The organism is Mesorhizobium japonicum MAFF 303099 (genome assembly GCF_000009625.1).
Classification (GTDB): domain Bacteria; phylum Pseudomonadota; class Alphaproteobacteria; order Rhizobiales; family Rhizobiaceae; genus Mesorhizobium; species Mesorhizobium japonicum.
Map to the genome: position 1 here is coordinate 1155727 of NC_002678.2, position 17421 is coordinate 1173147.

Consider the following 17421-nt stretch of genomic DNA (forward strand, 5'->3'; position numbering starts at 1 on the left):
GCATGGCCGCCTACGACTACATTCACGACGGCACGGCGATCTACGAGCGCTCCTTCGCCATCATCCGCGCCGAGGCGGACCTTTCTCGCTTCTCCGAAGCCGAGGCTGATGTGGCGATCCGCATGATCCATGCCTGCGGCCAGGTCGAAGCATCGAGCCATTTCGTTTTCTCGCCCGACTTCGTCGCTTCAGCGCGCAAGGCTCTTGCCGCCGGCGCACCGATTTTCTGCGACGCGGAAATGGTCTCCCACGGCGTCACCCGCGCCCGGCTGCCGGCCGGCAACGAGGTGATCTGCACGCTGCGCGACCCGCGCACGCACGACATTGCCAAGGCGATCGGCAACACCCGCTCCGCCGCCGCCATAGACCTGTGGGGCGAACGCATAGCGGGTTCGGTCGTCGCGATCGGCAATGCGCCGACCGCACTGTTCTACCTGCTGGAAAAGCTGCGTGATGGCGCGCCGAAGCCGGCGGCCATCATCGGTATGCCGGTCGGCTTCGTCGGCGCCGCTGAATCGAAAGATGCGCTGGCCGAGAATTCTTATGGCGTGCCCTATGCCATCGTCCGCGGCCGGCTCGGCGGCAGCGCCATGACCGCAGCCGCGCTCAATTCCCTGGCGAGGCCCGGCCTGTGAACGCGCTTCCCAATGCCAATTCACGGGGCAAGCTCGTCGGCGTCGGTACCGGTCCGGGTGACCCCGAACTGTTGACGCTGAAGGCCGCGCGCGCCCTAGCCGAGGCCGATGTCGTCGCCTATTTTGCCAAGCGCGGCAACAACAGCAATGCGCGGGCCATCGTCGAGGCGCGCTTCCGGCCGGATATGCTGGAACTGCCGCTGCTCTATCCCGTCACCACCGAAATCGACAAGGATCACGACGACTACCGCTCGCAGATCACTGGTTTCTACGAGGAGTCGGCGCAGAAGGTCGCCGAACACCTCGAAGCCGGCAAAATGGTTGCCGTCCTGTCCGAAGGCGATCCGCTGTTCTACGGCTCCTATATGCATCTGCATGTGCGCCTCGCCCATCGTTTCCCCACGGAGGTCATCCCCGGCATCACCGCCATGTCCGGCTGCTGGTCGCAGACCGGTGTGCCGATCGTACAGGGCGATGATGTGCTGACCGTATTGCCCGGCACGATGAGCGAGTTCGAGCTGACCCGCCGGCTGGCCGACACCGATGCCGCCGTCATCATGAAGGTCGGCCGCAACCTGCCCAAGATTAGGCGTGCGCTGGAAGTCACCGGTAAGCTGACTCGCGCCGTCTATGTCGAGCGCGGCACCATGGCCGGCAGCGTTTCGACAAAGCTCGCCGACAAACGGGACGACAAGGCGCCCTACTTCGCCATCATATTGGTCGCCGGCTGGTCCGGCCGGCCCGGCGCGCTAGGGGCACAGTCATGAGCGGCCGTCTCACCGTCATCGGCCTCGGGCCTGGCAACGCCGACCAGGTCACCCCGGAAGCCAGCCGCGCCGTGGCCGAGGCAAAATTCTTCTATGGCTACAAGCCTTATCTCGACCGGCTGGATCTGCGCCCGGACCAGACCCGTGTCGCCTCCGACAACCGCGAGGAGCTCGCCCGCTCCAAGGATGCCTTGATCAAGGCCGCCGAGGGCCATGAGGTCGCCGTGGTTTCCGGCGGCGATCCCGGCGTCTTTGCCATGGCGGCCGCCGTCTGCGAGGCGATCGAGGCCGGCCCGGCCGAATGGCGCGCGGTCGATGTCGCCGTCGTGCCCGGCATCACCGCAATGCTCGCCGTTGCCGCCCGCATCGGCGCGCCGCTCGGCCATGATTTCTGCGCCATCTCGCTGTCCGACAATCTGAAGCCGTGGGAGCTGATCGAACTGCGCCTCCTGGCGGCGGCCGGCGCCGGCTTCGTCATCGCGCTCTACAACCCGATCAGCAAGGCGCGCCCCTGGCAGCTTGGCCGCGCCTTCGAATGCCTGACCGCGATCCTGCCCGGCACCACGCCGGTGATTTTCGGCCGCGCCGCCGGCCGTCCGGACGAGCGCATCGAGGTTTATCTGCTGGCTGACGTCGACGCGCAAAAGGCCGACATGGCGACCTGCATCATCATCGGCTCGCCGGAAACACGCATCATCAAGCGCGGCGATAAACGGGCGCTGGTCTACACCCCGCGCTCCGCAGCGGGCTCGACAAAATGATCGACCATCGCGGCGAGTTCATCGACGGTTTCAGCCGAAGGCACGTCCGGCAAAGTCGGCCTGCGGACCATGACCACGTCGATGCCAAGCGCTCGCGCGGCGGCAATCTTGCCGTACGTGGCAGCGCCGCCGCTGTTCTTGGAGACGACCAATTCGATGCGATGCTTTTCGAGCAGCGCGCGTTCGTCCGCCTCGCCAAACGGCCCGCGCGCCAGCAGATAGCTCGCATCCGGCACGGCCAGCTTCGGCTCGACGGGATCGACGCTGCGAATGAGGTAGTGATGCTGGGGCGCTGCTTCGAAAGCGGCAACCTCTTGCCGGCCAAGCGCCAGGAAGACACGCCGCGGCGCCGGACCAAGCGCTTGCGCGGCCTCGCCTGTTGTATCGACCTCAGTCCAGCGGTCGCCTTCGACTGGCTCCCAGCCGGGACGGCGCAAAGCAACGATCGGCACACCGGTCAGCCGCGCCGCTTGCGCGGCATTGGCGGAGATTCGCGCCGCATAAGGATGCGTGGCGTCGATCATCAGATCGGTGCCGGCCTCCCGGAGATAGGCGGCCAGACCCTCTGCGCCGCCAAAGCCTCCGCTTCGCACGGGCACGCGTTGCGCGACGGGGCTTTCGGTGCGGCCGGCCAGCGACAGCGTGACCGAGGTTCGTACCGCCAGCTTGCCAGCCAGTTGCCGGGCTTCCGTGGTGCCGCCGAGGATCAGAATGCGGTGGGTCATCATGCCTGCTGAAAGTTCGCGCGGCGCCGGACCGAAATGGCTGACGGTGATCGGCATCGGCGAGGACGGTTTAGCGGGTCTCGGCGACGAGGCCAAGCAGCGGATTGCCAAGGCCGAGATCATCTTCGGCGGCAAGCGGCACCTGGCGCTGGTCGCGTCCTTCGCCAAGGGCGAGCCACGTCCCTGGCCGGTGCCTTTCGATGCCGGGATGGCCGACGTGCTGGCCCTAGCCGGCAGAAACGTCTGTGTGCTCGCCTCCGGCGATCCTTTTTTCCATGGGGTGGGCGCCACCCTCGCCCGCAAGGTCAAGCCGGGGGAGATGCATGTCATTCCCGCGCCATCGGCCGTTTCGCTGGCGGCCGCCCGCCTTGGCTGGGCGCTGCAGGATATCGAGATTGTCTCGCTGCATGGCCGGCCGCTCGACCTGATCCGACCGCTGCTGCAGCCCAATGCGCGCATCCTGGCGCTGACGTCGGATGCCGAAGCGCCTGATGCAATTGCCCGCCTGCTCACCGAACTCGATTTCGGCGCCTCGCGGCTGACGGTACTGGAGGCGCTGGGCGGGCCAAAGGAGAACCAGCGCTCCGCCCGCGCCGATACCTTCGACCTAGAAAACATCAATCCGCTCAATGTGCTGGCCATCGAAATTGATTCGAATCCGCAAGCCCGCGTCCTGCCGCTCACGGTCGGTCTTGCCGATCATCTGTTCGACCATGACGGGCAGATCACCAAACGCGAAATCCGCGCCATCACCCTGTCGTCACTGGCGCCGAGGCGCGGCGAATTGCTGTGGGACATCGGCGCCGGCTCGGGCTCCATCGGCATCGAATGGATGCTCGCCCACCCCTCGATGCGCACGATCGCCATCGAAGCCGACCCGACCCGCGCCGTCCGCATCCACCGCAACGCCGCCGCCTGTGGCGTTCCCGGCCTTGTCGTGGTGGAAGGCAGCGCACCCAAGGCGCTGGCCAGGCTGGACACGCCGGACGCGATCTTCATCGGCGGCGGCGGCAGTGATAGCGGTGTGTTGAACGCTGCCATCAAGGCGCTGCGTTCCGGCGGCCGGCTCGTCGCCAACGCGGTGACGCTGGAGATGGAAGCCCTGCTTCTCGCGCAGCACGCAAAGCTTGGTGGTGACATCATCCGGATAAACATTTCGCGTGCCTCGCCGGTCGGTTCGATGCAGGCATGGCGGCCGGCCATGCCGGTCACGCAATGGAGCTGGGTGAAGCCATGATGGTCGCGGGCATCGGCAGCCGCAAAGGCGTGAGCGTTGAAGACGTGCTTGCCGCGGTTGAAACCGCTCTGGAAGCGCACGGGCTGGCCATGACGGCGCTTTCCGCACTGGCGACCGCCGCACTGAAGAAGGATGAAGCAGCAATTGCCGCCGCCGGCCGCGCGTTGAACCTTCCGGTCATCATCGTCGATGACGCGGCCCTTCGGGGCGTCTCGGGGGAAACGCTGAGCCACTCCGATCTGTCGCAAGAACTCGCCGGCACGCCCTCGGTTTCCGAAGCATCTGCCCTTGCGGTAGCCGGTGCCGGCGCAAAACTGCTTGGTCCCCGCATTGTGCTTGGCCCGGTCACCTGTGCCATCGCCATCAGCGGAGACGCGCCATGACCGTTCATTTCATCGGCGCCGGTCCGGGTGCCGCCGACCTCATCACGCTGCGCGGCGCCAGGCTGCTGGCAAGCTGCCCGGTCTGTCTGCATGCCGGCTCAATCGTCGCGCCTGAATTGCTGCAGCATTGCGCGCCGGGGACGAAACTGATCGACACCGCGCCGATGTCGCTCGACGAGATCGAGGCGGCCTATGTCGACGCTCACAAATCAGGCCATGATGTCGCCCGCCTGCATTCCGGCGACCTGTCGGTGTGGAGCGCCGTTGCCGAACAGATCCGCCGGCTGGAAAAGCACGACATACCCTACACGCTGACGCCAGGCGTCCCTTCCTTCGCCGCCGCCGCCGCAGCACTTCGCCTCGAGCTGACCATTCCCGAAGTCGCGCAAAGCCTGGTGCTGACCCGCGTTTCCGGACGTGCTTCAAAAATGCCGCCCGGCGAAACGCTGGCCGGCTTCGGCCGCACCGGCGCCACGCTCGCCATCCATCTTGCCATCCACGCAATCGACCGCGTCGTCGCCGAATTGACGCCGCATTATGGCGGCGATTGTCCGGTGGCGATCGTCTTCCGCGCCTCCTGGCCGGACGAGCGGGTGCTGACCGGTACGCTGGAAACGATCGAGGCGCAGCTGGCCGCCGATCCGATGGAGCGCACCGCGATTATCTTCGTCGGCCGCTCGCTGGCGGCGGAAGGTTTTGGCGAAAGTTCATTGTACGACGCCCACTATCAGCGGCGTTTTCGCGGACGGGACGGATTGTGAGCGGCACCAGCAAAAACAATGGCGGCAACGCCACGCTCGAACAGGCGCTCGCCCGGCTGAACTTCAAGCCGCGCCCGCTGGAGCCGGGCCATGTCTGGCTGGCCGGCGCCGGCCCCGGCGACCCCGGCTGCCTGACGCTGGAAGTGCTGGCGGCTTTGGCCGAAGCGGATGCGCTGGTCTACGACGCGCTGGTCTCGCCGGATGTCGTCGCCGTTGCCGCAAACGCCGAGCTGTTCTTTGCCGGCAAGCGCGGCGGCCAGCCGTCGATGAAGCAGGATGACATCACCGCTCTGCTGGTCCGGCTGGCGCGTCAGGGCCGCCGCGTTATCAGGCTCAAGGGCGGCGATCCCTATATTTTCGGTCGTGGCGGCGAAGAAGCCTTGGCGCTCGCACGCGAAAACATTCCATTCCGCGTGCTGCCGGGCCTGACGTCCGGCCTCAGCGCGCTCGCCGCCACCGGCATCCCGGCCACCATGCGCGGCATCAACAAGGCGGTGATCCTGGCGACCGGCCACGCCGCCGGCACTGATGACGATATCGACTGGGCGGCGATCGCCCGCACCGGCCAGCCAGTCGTGGTCTATATGGGCATGGCCAATTTGCCCCTCATCGCCGCAGCACTGCTCGATGGCGGGCTGTCGCCCTCGACGCCGGCGGCGGTGATCGTCGCCGCCACCACGCCGCAGGAGCGGACCGTCGTCGCCACGCTCGCCACAATCGCCGAGGAAGCGGCCGCCGCGGGGCTGACCTCGCCGGCGCTGATCGTCGTCGGCGGCATCGTCGCCATGCGGGCGGCATTGACGAGGCAGGCATGACGGCCCGCGCCATCATCATCGGCGCGCCGCGCTCCGGCTCGGGCAAGACCAGCGTCACCATCGGCATCTTGCGCGCGCTCACCCGGCGCGGCCTGAAAGTGCGCGGCGCCAAATCCGGCCCCGACTATATCGATCCCGGTTTCCACACCGCCGCCACCGGCCTGTCCGGCGTCAACCTCGACAGCTGGGCGATGCCGCCATCGCTGCTCAATGCGCTGGCCGCGCAACAGGCCGACGACACCGATTTCGTCATCCTCGAAAGCGCCATGGGCCTGTTCGACGGCATTCCGGCCGCGCCGGGGCGAACCGGTTCGGCCGCAGATCTCGCCCGGCTCTACGGCCTGCCGGTGCTGCTGGTGCTCGACGTGTCAGGCCAGTCGACCACGGCCGCCGCCGTCGCCAAGGGCTTTGCCACCTACGATCCGGATGTGCGCATGGCCGGCGTTGTGCTCAACCGGCTGGGCAGCGAACGCCATCGCAAGCTGTCCGGCGACGCCATCGAGGCGATCGGCCTGCCCGTCGTCGGCGCCATTCTGCGCGATCCCACGCTCAATCTGCCCGAACGGCATCTCGGCCTCGTCCAGGCTGGCGAGTATGATGATCTGATGGCGCATCTCGACCGGCTGGCCGACATGGCGGAGAAGTCGCTCGACCTCGATGCCGTGATGAGGCTGGCGACGCCCCTCGCTCCGGCGGCTGGCGGATTCGCCGACGCGCTGCAGCCGCCCGGCCAACGCATCGCGCTCGCCGAGGATGGCGCCTTTACTTTCCTTTACCCGCACGTCGCCGCCTATTGGCGCAAGGCCGGCGCGGAGATCGTTCCGTTCTCGCCGCTCGCCGACGAGGCGCCCGACGACAGCTGCGATGTCTGCTGGCTGCCCGGCGGCTATCCCGAGCTCCATGCCGGCAAGCTTGCAGCCGCCGAGACCTTCAAAGCCGGCATGGCAAGATTTGCGGCGACGAAGCCGATCCATGGCGAGTGCGGCGGCTTCATGGTGCTTGGGGAAGCGCTGGAGGATGCATCAGGCGAAACGCATCGCATGCTCGGCCTGCTTGGCCATGCCACCAGTTTTGCAAAGCGAAAGATGAATCTCGGCTATCGCGAGGCGCGGTTGCGCGCCGATTGCCCGCTGGGCGCACAGGGCGCGCTGATCCGCGGCCATGAATTCCACTATGCGCAGATGACGGCCACCGGGAATGACGAGCCGCTGGCCGACCTCGCCGACGGCCTGGGCAATCCGATCGGGGCTTCCGGCTACCGGCGTGGTCATGTCAGCGGTACCTTCTTCCATGCGATAGCGAGGGCCAGTGCATGAAGCTGCCGAATTTGACCCTTTCGCCCCGGCAAATCCTCGACGATGTCGCGCTCTGCCTGGTCTTCTTCACCCGCCTGCCTTTGCCCGACCTCGACTTTCGCGGCCGCGGCCTTGCCGCCGCGATCTGGGCCGCACCGGTCGCCGGCCTCCTCGTCGGGCTGATCGGCGCCATCGTCTTTGCCACGGCGGAACGGTTCGGCCTTGCCATGGGGCCGGCGGCAGCACTTGCCCTTGTTGCAACCGTGATCGCCACCGGATGCCTGCACGAGGATGGACTGTCCGACGTTGCGGACGGCTTTGGCGGTGGCAAGTCGCGCGGCCGCAAACTCGACATCATGCGCGACAGCCGAATCGGCGCCTATGGTGCCATGGCGCTGGCGCTGTCGCTGCTGATCCGCTGGAACGTGCTTTCGGAACTGGTGGATCCCACTCAGGCTCTCTTTGCCCTTGTTGCCGCGCATGCGGCCTCGCGCGGCGTGCTGGGCGCCTTCATGCACCTCTTGCCGCCGGCGCGCTCCGATGGCCTCTCGGCCGGCGCCGGCGCCGTCTCGCTTGAAACCGCCATCGCCGGCGCCGTGCTCGGCGCGATCCCGCTGCTCCTGCTCGGAGCCGGCGGCGCCATCGCCGCGCTCATCCTGCTTGGCCTGCTCTTTGCCGCCTTCCATGCCCTTTGCCTCAACCAGATAGGTGGCCAGACCGGCGACACGATCGGTGCCCTGCAGCAGGTCAGCGAAATCGCGGTGCTTCTCGTCGCTTCCGTAGCGCTTTCCTCTTGACCTGATTCCCTTTCGGAGACCTTGCCCCCATGCCCTTCAAATCCCTCGATGAATTGCGCGCCGCTTGCCTCGATCTGCCCGCCGGCAGCGATACCGCCGCAAAGGCCGTTGCCAGCCGCCAGGACACGCTGACCAAGCCGCAAGGCAGCCTCGGCCGGCTGGAAACCATCGCCGCCTGGCTGGCGCGCTGGCAGGGCCGCGACATGCCCAAACTTGACCGGGTGAAGGTGTTCGTCTTTGCCGGCAATCACGGCGTCACCGCGCAAGGCGTGTCGGCCTATCCCTCAGAAGTCACCGTGCAGATGGTGGCGAACTTCGCCGGCGGCGGAGCCGCCATCAACCAGCTCGCCCGCATCGCCGGCGCCGAGCTCGATGTCATCCCGCTCGATCTCGACCATCCCACCGGCGACTTCACGCAAGTACCGGCAATGGATGAGAAAGCCTTCCTTGCCGCTGTCTCGGCTGGCTATGACGCGGTGACGAAGGACCTCGACCTGGTCTGCTTCGGCGAAATGGGCATCGGCAACACCACACCTGCGGCCGCCATTTCGGCGGCGCTGTTCGGCGGCGGAGCGGAAAAATGGACCGGACGCGGCACCGGCGTCGACGATGCCGGCCTGAAGCGCAAGGTGGTCGCCATCGAAGCCGGCCTCAAGCGCCATGCCGCAGCCCTCGCCGATCCGCTGGGCGTTGCCGCGGCACTCGGCGGGCGCGAACTCGCCGCCATTTTCGGCGCCACGCTAGCCGCGCGCCATCTCGGCATACCCGTGCTGCTCGACGGCTTCGTCTGCACCGCTGCCGCTGCCCCGCTGGCCAGGCTGCATCCGACCGGCCTCTCCCACACAATAGCAGCCCATGTTTCGGCCGAATCGGGCCATCGCCGCCTGCTCGAAGCGCTCGGCCTGCCCCCCCTGCTCGATCTCGGCATGCGCCTCGGCGAAGGCTCCGGCGCCTGCCTCGCCGTCAACATCGTCCGCTCGGCGCTGGAGTGCCATGCGAGGATGGCTAGCTTTGCCGAGGCGGGTGTGTCGGAGAAGTAGGGCAATTCCAGGAAAAGCGTGTAACGGTTTTCTGGGAAAGGCGCGTAGCGCTTCCCCTTGGGAATTGCGTCAAAACAAAGAGATAAAACGGTTCCCCGTTTGCGTGAAACAGGGAACCGCGCTGGTCAAGGACTTTGCTGTAACGGCTCGACGCGGGGCGGTCTCCCGCGCCGAAGACGGTCAAAACTTATACGACACACCAATCGTGACAGTGTGCAGGGCCGGGCTAATGTCTTCGACATAGTTGTTGAAGACGACAGTCTTTGAGCCGAAATCCGCGTAGCGATATTCGCCACGAACCGTGATGTTGTCGGTGAGGGCGTATTCAGCGCCTGCACCTATGGTCCATCCGTTGAATGAAGCCGAGTGACTTTCCTGTCGGCCGACATCTCGAGTGTCTGCTTTTCCATTGAGGTAGGCGTAACCGCCCGTACCGTAGATCAGCACTCGATCAAATGCGAAACCAGCCCTGGCGCGGACGGAAGCAACCCATCTCGCCTTGAAGCCATTGATGTCGCCTCCGCTTCCACCGTCGTCGCCATCTATGCCGGTTGCGTTGATGTCCGCCTCGCCACCGAACACGAAGGAGCCGGATTGCCAGTTGTAGCCGGCATGCAAGCCGCCGACGACACCGCTTCCATCCGCATTGTCCTGGTCAAAGATGTTCGGGCTGGCCTCAGTAAAACCCCATGGCTGATCGACCTTGCTCCACCCGCCGCCGATCTGCGCGCCAATGTAGCCGCCCGTCCAGTTGTAACTCGATGCAACCGGCAACTCGACCGTCGCGTCAGCGGCAAGTGCTGTGCCAGCCATCAGAGCCGCGAAGAATACAGAACCGATAAAAATGGAAGCCCGCATGCCTTTGATCCCTCGAACGAAGCATTGCCCTGATGCTGACAATACTACAGCCCGTTCGCATCAGACGTGACATTTCCGCAACAACTAAAGAAAACAAGCTGTTCAACGCCTAAACCAGGATCGTCCGTGCCACGTCACGGAACCGTGGACGACGACCAGACCGGCAAAACACCGGGTATACCGACGTCTTGCTGTCCCCTCATCAAACCTACGAAAACGCCGTCGCTCGATCTCGGCATGCGGCAACGCCACGAAGCCATAGCATCTGGAACGGAACCAGACACCGGCCGCGCGTTTCCGATCGCGACTCGGAGGATGGCTACAGGTCCGCGATCCGGGCGGCGGCATGCAGGATCTGGCCCATTAAACTCTGAATATCTTCATGGCCGATGCTCAGACCGGCATCGAGCCGTTCCTTGGGGTGTTTCTGCTGGCGCATGGCTGGGAAAGCGGCGGCATTGGCACGGTCGTCGCGGTCACGTCCATGGCTCGAGACGCGCCAAACGCATCTCGCTTTCAGGGTCTTTCCACCAAGTCTTCTAGGAATTTGGTGGGTGCGCACAGGATTGAACTGTGGACCCGCTGATTAAGAGTCAGCTGCTCTACCAACTGAGCTACGCACCCACTCGGCCGGCAAAAACCGGCGTTGGCGGGCATATAGCCGCCACCATCGGTCATGTCTAGCCCTGCCGGAATCATTTCCCGACAAATCGACAAACGCTTTCCGCGATCAGATGAAGAGCTTGCCGTCCGCCACCTTGACCGCATGGCCGCCAATGCGCGCAGAGGCCAGTTTTCCGCCCTGCACGGTCAGTTCCAGGCGGATGCGCGACGGCCGGCCCATCTCCAGCCCCTGCTCGATCCACAGCTGCGAAATGCCATCCGTCGGAGCATCGAAATGCATGATGGCGCCGGCAAAGGCCGCCGCCGCCGAACCGGTCGCCGGATCTTCATAGGAAGGCGTGCCCGGCACGATCATGCGCACATGGAAGGCGCTTTCGTGGTTCACCGTCTCACGGCAATAGACATAGGGGCTGGCGAAGGCCCACTCGCTCTTGCGCGGCGCCAGTTCCGACCAGGCCTGGTTGTCCAGCCGGATGCGGCCCGCCGCTTCGAGATTGGCGACCGGAATGGTCACATAGGGCACGCCCGCCGACCAGAAGGCGACGCGGTGATTCTCGAAGCCGATCTCATGCGGCGCCAAGCCGAGGGCGGCACCGATCGCCTGCGGATCAGCCTCGAGCTGCAATGGCTCCGGCAATTTCGCCAGGTCGAACTCGGCGAAGGCTGCGCCGTCATGCCTGCTGACGGCGCAGCGCACCGGACCGATGTTTTCCTCCAGCACGAAGATGCCGGCCCCGCTTTCGCCAGCCAGTTCGGCCAGCGCGATTGCGGAACCCACGGTCGGATGGCCGGCGAACGGCATTTCATAGTCGGGCGTGAAGATGCGGATGCGGTTTTTATGCTTGGGGTTGTCCGGCGGCAGCACGAAGACCGTCTCGGACAGGTTGAATTCGCGCGCGATGGCCTGCATCGCTATCGTGTCCAGACCTTTGCAATCCAGCACCACGGCCAGCGGGTTGCCGGCCAGTCGCTCGGTCGTAAACACATCGTAAAGCAAGTAATTCCGGGTTTGCATCCCTGCCTCAATCCCAACATGGGCGAAATTTAATTTGATATTTGAACCGGTAACCCTGATCTGTGAACAGATAGGGACATTACGCATCATAGGGGTCCGACGTGGACCAGATTGTCAATCTGCCAAAGACGGAATCGGTTTCCGCCATCGAGACGGCGCTCGGGCTCGATAAGAACGGGCGGAGTAAGACGCGCCGGCGTGGCTGGCTCTATGCTCTGCTGACCCTGATCGTGCTTGCCGCCGGTCTTGGCCTCTATCAGTGGTATGCGGGCACGCCCGCCAGGATCGATTTCACCACGGTGCCGGCCGCCAAGGCCGACCTTACCGTCAAGGTGTCGGCGACGGGCACGCTGCAGCCGCTCACCCAGGTTGATATTTCCAGCCAGCTCTCCGGCATCATCCGCTCCGTCTCGGTCAAAGAGAACCAGCAGGTGAAGAAGGGCGACGTGCTGGCCGCCCTCGACACCGCCAAGCTGCAGGTGCAGATCGAGCGCGCGGAGGCTTCCGCCAAGGGCGCGGCGGCCAATGTCGAGGACGCCACGGTGACGCTCGCCGAGAACGAGAGCGCGCTGGTGCGCGCGGCCGCCTTGACCAAGCGCGGCATGGCGACCGACCAGTCGCTCGAGGCGGCGACCGCGACGCGCGACCGCTCGAAGGCTGCGCTTGATAGCGCCAAGGCCAATCTCGCCATCGCCAATGCCGATCTGAAATCGCAGCAGACCGACCTTGCCAACAGCACCATCTACGCGCCGATCGACGGCATCGTGCTGACGCGCTCGGTCGACCCCGGCCAGACGGTCGCCTCCTCGCTGCAGGCGCCGGTGCTGTTCATCATCGCGGCCGATCTGAGGAACATGGAACTGGTGGCGGCGGTCGACGAGGCCGATATCGGTGCCGTCAAGACTGGCCAGCATGCCCGCTTCACCGTCGATGCCTTCCCGGACCGTCCGTTTGACGCCGAGATCCGCGACATCTCCTATGCCTCGGTCACGACGGACGGCGTCGTCACCTACAATGCGCGGCTCGAGGTCGACAACAACGAACTGTTGCTGCGCCCGGGCATGACCGCCACGGTTTCGGTCGTCACAAGACAGGCCAAGGATGTGCTCACCGTGCCCGCCAGCGCCTTCCGCTATCGCCCGACGCAGCAAGCAACCCGCGCATGGAGCTTCAGCGACCTGTTCACCGGACGCATGGGCCGTCCGGGCGGCAATCGCCAGCGCCAGGCCGCAACGGCCCCGACCGACGGCTCGCGCACGCTCTATGTGCTGGAGAACGGCCGGCCGCATGCGGTCAACGTCAAGATCGGCTCGACCGATGGCGAACTGACCGAAATCACCTCCGGCCTCGACGAAGGCGCGCAAGTCATCACCGCCTCGCAGCTGCGGAGCTGATTCCGTGGCCGCCGGCGCCCCCCTCATCACCTTCGACAAGGTCTGGAAGAGCTATGGCCAGGGCGAGGCCCGCGTGCACGCGCTGGCCGGCGTCGACCTTGCCATCCGGCGCGGCGAATTCGTCGCCATCATGGGCCCGTCCGGCTCGGGCAAATCGACGGCGATGAACATCATCGGCTGCCTCGACACACCGACGGCCGGAACCTACTCGTTCATGGGAATCGACGCCGGCCGGCTCGACCGCAACCGCCGCGCCATGCTGCGCAACCTCTATGTCGGCTTCGTCTTCCAGGGCTACAATCTGCTGGCGCGCACCACGGCGGCAGAAAATGTCGAACTGCCGCTGATCTATCGCGGCGTGGCTAGCCGCGAGCGCCGCGGCCTTGCCATGCAGGCGCTCGCCCAGGTCGGTCTGGTCGGCCGCGAGCATCACACGCCGGCCGAACTCTCCGGCGGCCAGCAGCAGCGCGTGGCCATCGCGCGCGCCATCGTCACCCGGCCGACGCTGCTCGTCGCCGACGAGCCGACCGGCAATCTCGACACCGCCCGCACGCACGAGATCATGGAGTTGCTGACAAAGCTCAACAAGGAGCTCGGCCTGACCGTCACCATGGTCACGCACGAGGCCGACGTCGCCGACTATGCCGAGCGCACCATCCGCTTCCTCGACGGCCATCTCGCCTCCGACACCGTGAATGTCGAGGTGGCCTGACCATGATCTGGGAAACCGTCCGCCTGTCGCTGCGCTCGATCCGCCGCAATGTGCTGCGCTCGTTCCTGACGCTGCTCGGCATCGTCATCGGCGTCGCCGCCGTCATTGCCATGCTGACCATCGGCTCCGGCACCACGCAGAAGGTCAAGGCCGACATCTCCAAGCTCGGCAGCAATCTTCTGGTTGTCCGCGCCGGCCGCCCGGCTGGCCCCGGCGGTCCGGGCGGGCTTGACCAGGTGGTGCGGCCGCTGGCCGAGAAGGACCTCGCGGCGCTGGTCGCGCATCTCACCGGCGCGCGCGCCATTTCGCCGGCCTCGCAAAAACAGGTGCGCGTCATCTTCGGCACCGAGAGCCTGACCTCCGGCGTCACCGGCACCGACAGCGCCTATCTCGATGCGCGCGACTGGAAGCTGGTGTCAGGCCGGCCGTTCAGCGATTCCGAAACCCGCTCGGGCACGGGCGTGTGCCTGATCGGCGAGACGGTGCGCCAGCAATTCTTCGGCGCCGGCGATCCCGAAGGCGAGATCATCCGCGTCAACCGCACCTCCTGCAAGATCATCGGCCTGCTCGAGCCCAAGGGCTACACCGGCTTCGGCCAGGACCAGGACAATGTCGTCCTGATGCCGCTGCATGCCTATCAGCGCCGCATCGCCGGCAATCGTGACATCGACAACATCTACATCGCCGCCGATGACCGCACGCCGACCAGCGAGTTGCAGCCGCGTGTCGAGGACATTTTGCGCGATATCAGGCGCATCACGCCGGATCGCGAAAGCGATTTCGCCATCCGCGACATGACGCAGATCGCCGATGCCATGGCCAGCGCCACCACCACCATGACCGGCATGCTGGGCGCGGTCGCCGGCGTCAGTCTTCTGGTCGGCGGCATCGGCATCATGAACATCATGCTGGTCTCGGTCACCGAGCGCACGCGCGAGATCGGCATCAGGCTGGCCATCGGGGCGCACGAAAAGCACATCCTCATCCAATTCCTGGTCGAGGCGACGGTGCTGTCGCTGCTCGGCGGCATCATCGGCATCCTGATCGGCCTGGGGCTCGCCGGCCTCGCCTCGGCGACGCTGACCATCCCCTTCGCGCCAAGCCCGGCGGTCATCCTGCTGGCCGTCGGCTTCTCGGCGCTGATCGGCATGGTGTTCGGCTTCTTCCCGGCGCTGCGCGGCGCACGCCTCGATCCGATCGACGCGCTGCGGCACGAATAGGGCCACCCAGTCGGAAACGCTGCCGGCGCTCCAATCCGGTTTTTGCACAGCCTTCGACGCTTCCGCCCCGCCCCGCCACTGTCGCCGCGCGGTTCACGATGCTAGGCCAAGATATCTGTGATCGGGGGCGAATAGCGCATGAGCAAGAAGACACGACTGATCGTGACGATGGTCATCATCGAGGCCGCCCTGGCAGGCATCTGGTGGTATCTCGCCCGCTTCGGCATGGCCAATCCCGATCGCGTCACACCGGATTTCCAGGCGGTCGTCGGCCAGACCATGGGAATGGCCATGGGCGGCTTGCTGGGTATCGGCTTTATCATGTTCTTCGTCGCGGCCCGCAACGATCGCAAGGCGGCACAGGACAAGGCGCGCCGTTAGTCAACGCCGGAAAAATGCCACTCGATCAGCGGCTTCATATGCAATGCCAGCCCGTCCGGCAGGTCGCCGGCATGGCGGATGATCACCGGCCCGTCGATCTCCGGATCGGTTTCGCTGGCGACGAAGGCTGAGATTCGCCGCGCGATCTCATCGGCTGGCTCGTCGACATGATAGCGACGGAAGATGACGGTCCCACGCGTGGTTGACAGGGCGTGCCAGCGCACGCCGCGCCTGGCGGCCGAGAGGTCGAGGCCTGTCTCCTCGCGAACCTCGCGGATCATGTTGAAGTCGACATCGACCTGACCGTCGCGAAAGTCGTCCGGCTCGAACGAACCGGCGGCGAAATAGACGCGCCCGGCATTGACCGTGTGTGAGCCCATGCGGATCGCCACCAGCGCACTGTCGCCGGCCACCAGCATGGCATGGGCATAGGCGTGCTCGGCGCCTGAATTCTCGCGCCGCTTCCGCCAAAGCATGAAGGTGGAGTAGTTGACCGCATGGCAGCGCCCGACCAGACGGTTGTCGCGGTACGCGAGTTGCGACAGCAGCACCACCGTGCCGTCGAACAGCGCCGGCTTGACCGCTATCTCGCGCTGCCAGTTCTCGGCGATCGCCTCCGCATTTTCCCTGGCGAAAGGATGTGGGCCGGAATCAAGCCGGACGTCGATTGCATCGACCGGCAGGATGACATTGCGTGGCAGGTCGAAACTCATGCGTATCAGGTCCCAATCCTGCCTATCGAGGCCAAATCTTGCCTATCGAGCCATGTCCAGCGTGATCGCCACCGGGCAATGGTCCGACGCTTTCGGCCGATCCCAGCCGGCGCGCGGAAAGCGCTCGACTTCCTGGCCGGCCGGAAAGATCGTGCGCCAGGGCTGGCCATTGCGGATGATGTCGGGAACGGCAGTGGCGTTCTTCGCCGCCAGCCCCTTGGACAGCAGGATATAGTCGAGCTGGCAGAGATGCCGCTCTTCGGGTCCGCGCGTGTGATAGAACGTCCAGCGGTCCATTTCCGGCCGACGCTCGATGACGTTCTCGCAGAAGCCGCCGGCCGTCAGCACGTTGATGCAGGACTGCGCCTCGTCGACCACCTCGAAACGGTAGCCGTCGACATCATCGCCGGTGATCTTCACGCGCTGGCGGTAATCATTCATGTCGCCACAGATCGCCCATCGCTTGTCGGCGGCATGATCCGGCGCACGGCTTGCGCCTCGGCGATGCGCACCGGCATCGTCGCCTCGCGCCCGTCGAGCCCGTTGCGCGGCGAGCCCATCGACTTGAAATGCACGAGATAGAGCGTCAGCGGCACGCCGCCCACGGTGATGTCGACTTCCAGGCAGTCGCGCCGGAAGATGCGTTCATTGGCCTGGCTGCCGAGGGTCGCCAGTTCCGGCGTGTGCAGCCCGAACTGTTCATAGGTGACGTAGGCGTGGCTGGTCATGCGCACGAATTCGATCGGCTGTCCCTGCGCGGTCTCGTTGCGCATCATCACGGCGACATCGATGCCGCGCGAGTCATTGCCTGCGGTGGTGTATTTCTGCCGGTAGCCCTGCCCCACCATCTTGAACAGATAGCCATATTCGAAGGCCTTCAGCGCCTCGATATTGTCGACCTCCTGCATGCAGATGATGTCGGCGCGGGTGGCGGCGATCGCCAGCGCCGTCAGCTGGCGCGTATCGTCGGACTGCGCGATGGCGCGGGCCTGTTCCAGCATCTTGTATTCGGCTTCGCTCCGTATATCGAACAGCGCCAGCGTCCGATCTTCGTTGAGCTGGTTGCGGTAGCCGGAAAAATCGAACCTGTTCATCAGGTTCTCGACATTGAAGGTGGCAAGGCGCAGCGACATGCCCTGACCTTTGCCTGCAAGAGCGCCGGAACACAAGATCGCAAGACCACAAGCCAAGATCGATTGGACTGACGGCATTCGCGCCATGGTTGACGGAACCTTTCCGTTCATCCGCCGTTCAGACGCAAAGATCCACAGTAGGCCCATTCCAGGGT

General features: G+C 65.4%; 18 protein-coding genes, 1 tRNA gene and 1 pseudogene. 14 read left to right on the forward strand and 6 right to left on the reverse strand.

Annotated elements, in window-relative coordinates; all coding sequences use genetic code 11:
• The first annotated feature begins 2 nt into the window (after positions 1–2).
• Genes MAFF_RS06665 through MAFF_RS06675 form a run of 3 tightly spaced genes read left to right on the forward strand, consistent with a single transcriptional unit; the run spans position 3 to position 2163 of the window.
• Complete coding sequence (locus tag MAFF_RS06665) at positions 3–635, forward strand: precorrin-8X methylmutase (RefSeq protein WP_010910118.1); 633 nt, start codon at positions 3–5, stop codon at positions 633–635.
• Entirely contained in the window at positions 632–1402 is a 771-nt protein-coding gene (locus MAFF_RS06670) for a precorrin-2 C(20)-methyltransferase (protein ID WP_010910119.1), read from the forward strand. The genes MAFF_RS06665 and MAFF_RS06670 overlap by 4 nt, the downstream gene beginning before the upstream one ends.
• The gene (locus tag MAFF_RS06675) at positions 1399–2163 is read left to right on the forward strand and encodes a precorrin-3B C(17)-methyltransferase (RefSeq protein ID WP_010910120.1); all 765 of its coding nucleotides are present in this window, start codon (positions 1399–1401) and stop codon (positions 2161–2163) included. Before MAFF_RS06670 ends, MAFF_RS06675 begins: the two co-directional genes overlap by 4 nt.
• Here MAFF_RS06675 and MAFF_RS06680 read toward each other — a convergent pair.
• Complete coding sequence (locus MAFF_RS06680; RefSeq protein ID WP_010910121.1) at positions 2127–2888, reverse strand: cobalt-precorrin-6A reductase; 762 nt, start codon at positions 2886–2888, stop codon at positions 2127–2129. The genes MAFF_RS06675 and MAFF_RS06680 overlap by 37 nt on opposite strands.
• A gap of 1 nt (position 2889) precedes the next feature.
• Here MAFF_RS06680 and MAFF_RS06685 point away from each other — a divergent pair, with 1 nt between their 5' ends.
• From MAFF_RS06685 to cobT, 7 genes are read left to right on the forward strand one after another with little or no spacing between them, the layout of a single operon-like run.
• Complete coding sequence (locus MAFF_RS06685; protein WP_010910122.1) at positions 2890–4125, forward strand: bifunctional cobalt-precorrin-7 (C(5))-methyltransferase/cobalt-precorrin-6B (C(15))-methyltransferase; 1236 nt, start codon at positions 2890–2892, stop codon at positions 4123–4125.
• A complete protein-coding gene (locus MAFF_RS06690; RefSeq protein WP_032933521.1) occupies positions 4122–4508 on the forward strand; it encodes a cobalamin biosynthesis protein in 387 nt (128 codons plus the stop codon). Before MAFF_RS06685 ends, MAFF_RS06690 begins: the two co-directional genes overlap by 4 nt.
• On the forward strand, positions 4505–5269 hold the full coding sequence (gene cobM, locus MAFF_RS06695; protein ID WP_010910124.1) for a precorrin-4 C(11)-methyltransferase: 765 nt from the start codon (positions 4505–4507) through the stop codon (positions 5267–5269). The genes MAFF_RS06690 and cobM overlap by 4 nt, the downstream gene beginning before the upstream one ends.
• Positions 5266–6084: a uroporphyrinogen-III C-methyltransferase gene (gene cobA, locus MAFF_RS06700; RefSeq protein WP_010910125.1), complete on the forward strand. Its 819-nt coding sequence runs from the start codon at positions 5266–5268 to the stop codon at positions 6082–6084. Before cobM ends, cobA begins: the two co-directional genes overlap by 4 nt.
• The gene (locus MAFF_RS06705) at positions 6081–7400 is read left to right on the forward strand and encodes a cobyrinate a,c-diamide synthase (RefSeq protein WP_010910126.1); all 1320 of its coding nucleotides are present in this window, start codon (positions 6081–6083) and stop codon (positions 7398–7400) included. The genes cobA and MAFF_RS06705 overlap by 4 nt, the downstream gene beginning before the upstream one ends.
• On the forward strand, positions 7397–8176 hold the full coding sequence (cobS, locus tag MAFF_RS06710) for an adenosylcobinamide-GDP ribazoletransferase (protein WP_010910127.1): 780 nt from the start codon (positions 7397–7399) through the stop codon (positions 8174–8176). The genes MAFF_RS06705 and cobS overlap by 4 nt, the downstream gene beginning before the upstream one ends.
• Positions 8177–8205: 29 nt before the next feature.
• Positions 8206–9216, forward strand: a complete 1011-nt coding sequence (gene cobT / locus MAFF_RS06715; protein WP_010910128.1) for a nicotinate-nucleotide--dimethylbenzimidazole phosphoribosyltransferase — start codon at positions 8206–8208, stop codon at positions 9214–9216.
• Between the two features lie 180 nt (positions 9217–9396).
• Here the strand turns inward: cobT and MAFF_RS06720 are convergent, their stop codons facing one another.
• The 3 genes from MAFF_RS06720 to MAFF_RS06730 form a co-directional block, all read right to left on the reverse strand.
• Positions 9397–10074, reverse strand: a complete 678-nt coding sequence (locus tag MAFF_RS06720) for an outer membrane protein (protein ID WP_010910129.1) — start codon at positions 10072–10074, stop codon at positions 9397–9399.
• Positions 10075–10622: 548 nt separating this feature from the next.
• Positions 10623–10698: transfer RNA gene (locus tag MAFF_RS06725), tRNA-Lys, on the reverse strand.
• Between the two features lie 106 nt (positions 10699–10804).
• Positions 10805–11713, reverse strand: a complete 909-nt coding sequence (locus MAFF_RS06730; RefSeq protein ID WP_010910131.1) for a PhzF family phenazine biosynthesis protein — start codon at positions 11711–11713, stop codon at positions 10805–10807.
• Between the two features lie 101 nt (positions 11714–11814).
• On the opposite strand from MAFF_RS06730, the gene MAFF_RS06735 reads away from it, so the two are divergent.
• From MAFF_RS06735 to MAFF_RS06750, 4 genes are all read left to right on the forward strand, one after another.
• On the forward strand, positions 11815–13107 hold the full coding sequence (locus tag MAFF_RS06735; RefSeq protein ID WP_010910132.1) for an efflux RND transporter periplasmic adaptor subunit: 1293 nt from the start codon (positions 11815–11817) through the stop codon (positions 13105–13107).
• A 4-nt stretch (positions 13108–13111) separates the two neighbouring features.
• Positions 13112–13819 (forward strand): ABC transporter ATP-binding protein, encoded by a 708-nt coding sequence (locus MAFF_RS06740; protein ID WP_010910133.1) that lies wholly within the window; start codon positions 13112–13114, stop codon positions 13817–13819.
• Positions 13820–13821: 2 nt separating this feature from the next.
• Positions 13822–15039, forward strand: coding sequence for an ABC transporter permease (locus MAFF_RS06745; protein WP_010910134.1), 1218 nt, complete (start codon positions 13822–13824; stop codon positions 15037–15039).
• A 138-nt stretch (positions 15040–15177) separates the two neighbouring features.
• Positions 15178–15420, forward strand: a complete 243-nt coding sequence (locus MAFF_RS06750) for a hypothetical protein (RefSeq protein ID WP_010910135.1) — start codon at positions 15178–15180, stop codon at positions 15418–15420.
• On the opposite strand, the gene MAFF_RS06755 is transcribed toward MAFF_RS06750, so the two are convergent.
• Positions 15417–16133, reverse strand: coding sequence for a hypothetical protein (locus tag MAFF_RS06755; protein ID WP_010910136.1), 717 nt, complete (start codon positions 16131–16133; stop codon positions 15417–15419). The two genes, MAFF_RS06750 and MAFF_RS06755, sit on opposite strands and share 4 nt — an antisense overlap.
• A 42-nt stretch (positions 16134–16175) precedes the next feature.
• Positions 16176–17266: pseudogene (locus MAFF_RS06760) on the reverse strand (endonuclease/exonuclease/phosphatase family protein).
• Positions 17267–17421 lie beyond the last annotated feature (155 nt).

Bases quoted from the DNA above. Each gene is read 5' to 3' on its own strand.
- MAFF_RS06665 (WP_010910118.1), top strand. From the start codon at position 3: ATGGCCGCCTACGACTACATTCACGACGGCACGGCGATCTACGAGCGC.
- MAFF_RS06675 (WP_010910120.1), top strand. From the start codon at position 1,399: ATGAGCGGCCGTCTCACCGTCATCGGCCTCGGGCCTGGCAACGCCGAC.
- MAFF_RS06680 (WP_010910121.1), bottom strand. From the start codon at position 2,888: ATGACCCACCGCATTCTGATCCTCGGCGGCACCACGGAAGCCCGGCAA.
- MAFF_RS06685 (WP_010910122.1), top strand. From the start codon at position 2,890: ATGCCTGCTGAAAGTTCGCGCGGCGCCGGACCGAAATGGCTGACGGTG.
- MAFF_RS06690 (WP_032933521.1), top strand. From the start codon at position 4,122: ATGATGGTCGCGGGCATCGGCAGCCGCAAAGGCGTGAGCGTTGAAGAC.
- cobM (WP_010910124.1), top strand. From the start codon at position 4,505: ATGACCGTTCATTTCATCGGCGCCGGTCCGGGTGCCGCCGACCTCATC.
- MAFF_RS06705 (WP_010910126.1), top strand. From the start codon at position 6,081: ATGACGGCCCGCGCCATCATCATCGGCGCGCCGCGCTCCGGCTCGGGC.
- cobS (WP_010910127.1), top strand. From the start codon at position 7,397: ATGAAGCTGCCGAATTTGACCCTTTCGCCCCGGCAAATCCTCGACGAT.
- cobT (WP_010910128.1), top strand. From the start codon at position 8,206: ATGCCCTTCAAATCCCTCGATGAATTGCGCGCCGCTTGCCTCGATCTG.
- MAFF_RS06720 (WP_010910129.1), bottom strand. From the start codon at position 10,074: ATGCGGGCTTCCATTTTTATCGGTTCTGTATTCTTCGCGGCTCTGATG.
- MAFF_RS06730 (WP_010910131.1), bottom strand. From the start codon at position 11,713: ATGCAAACCCGGAATTACTTGCTTTACGATGTGTTTACGACCGAGCGA.
- MAFF_RS06745 (WP_010910134.1), top strand. From the start codon at position 13,822: ATGATCTGGGAAACCGTCCGCCTGTCGCTGCGCTCGATCCGCCGCAAT.
- MAFF_RS06750 (WP_010910135.1), top strand. From the start codon at position 15,178: ATGAGCAAGAAGACACGACTGATCGTGACGATGGTCATCATCGAGGCC.
- MAFF_RS06755 (WP_010910136.1), bottom strand. From the start codon at position 16,133: ATGAGTTTCGACCTGCCACGCAATGTCATCCTGCCGGTCGATGCAATC.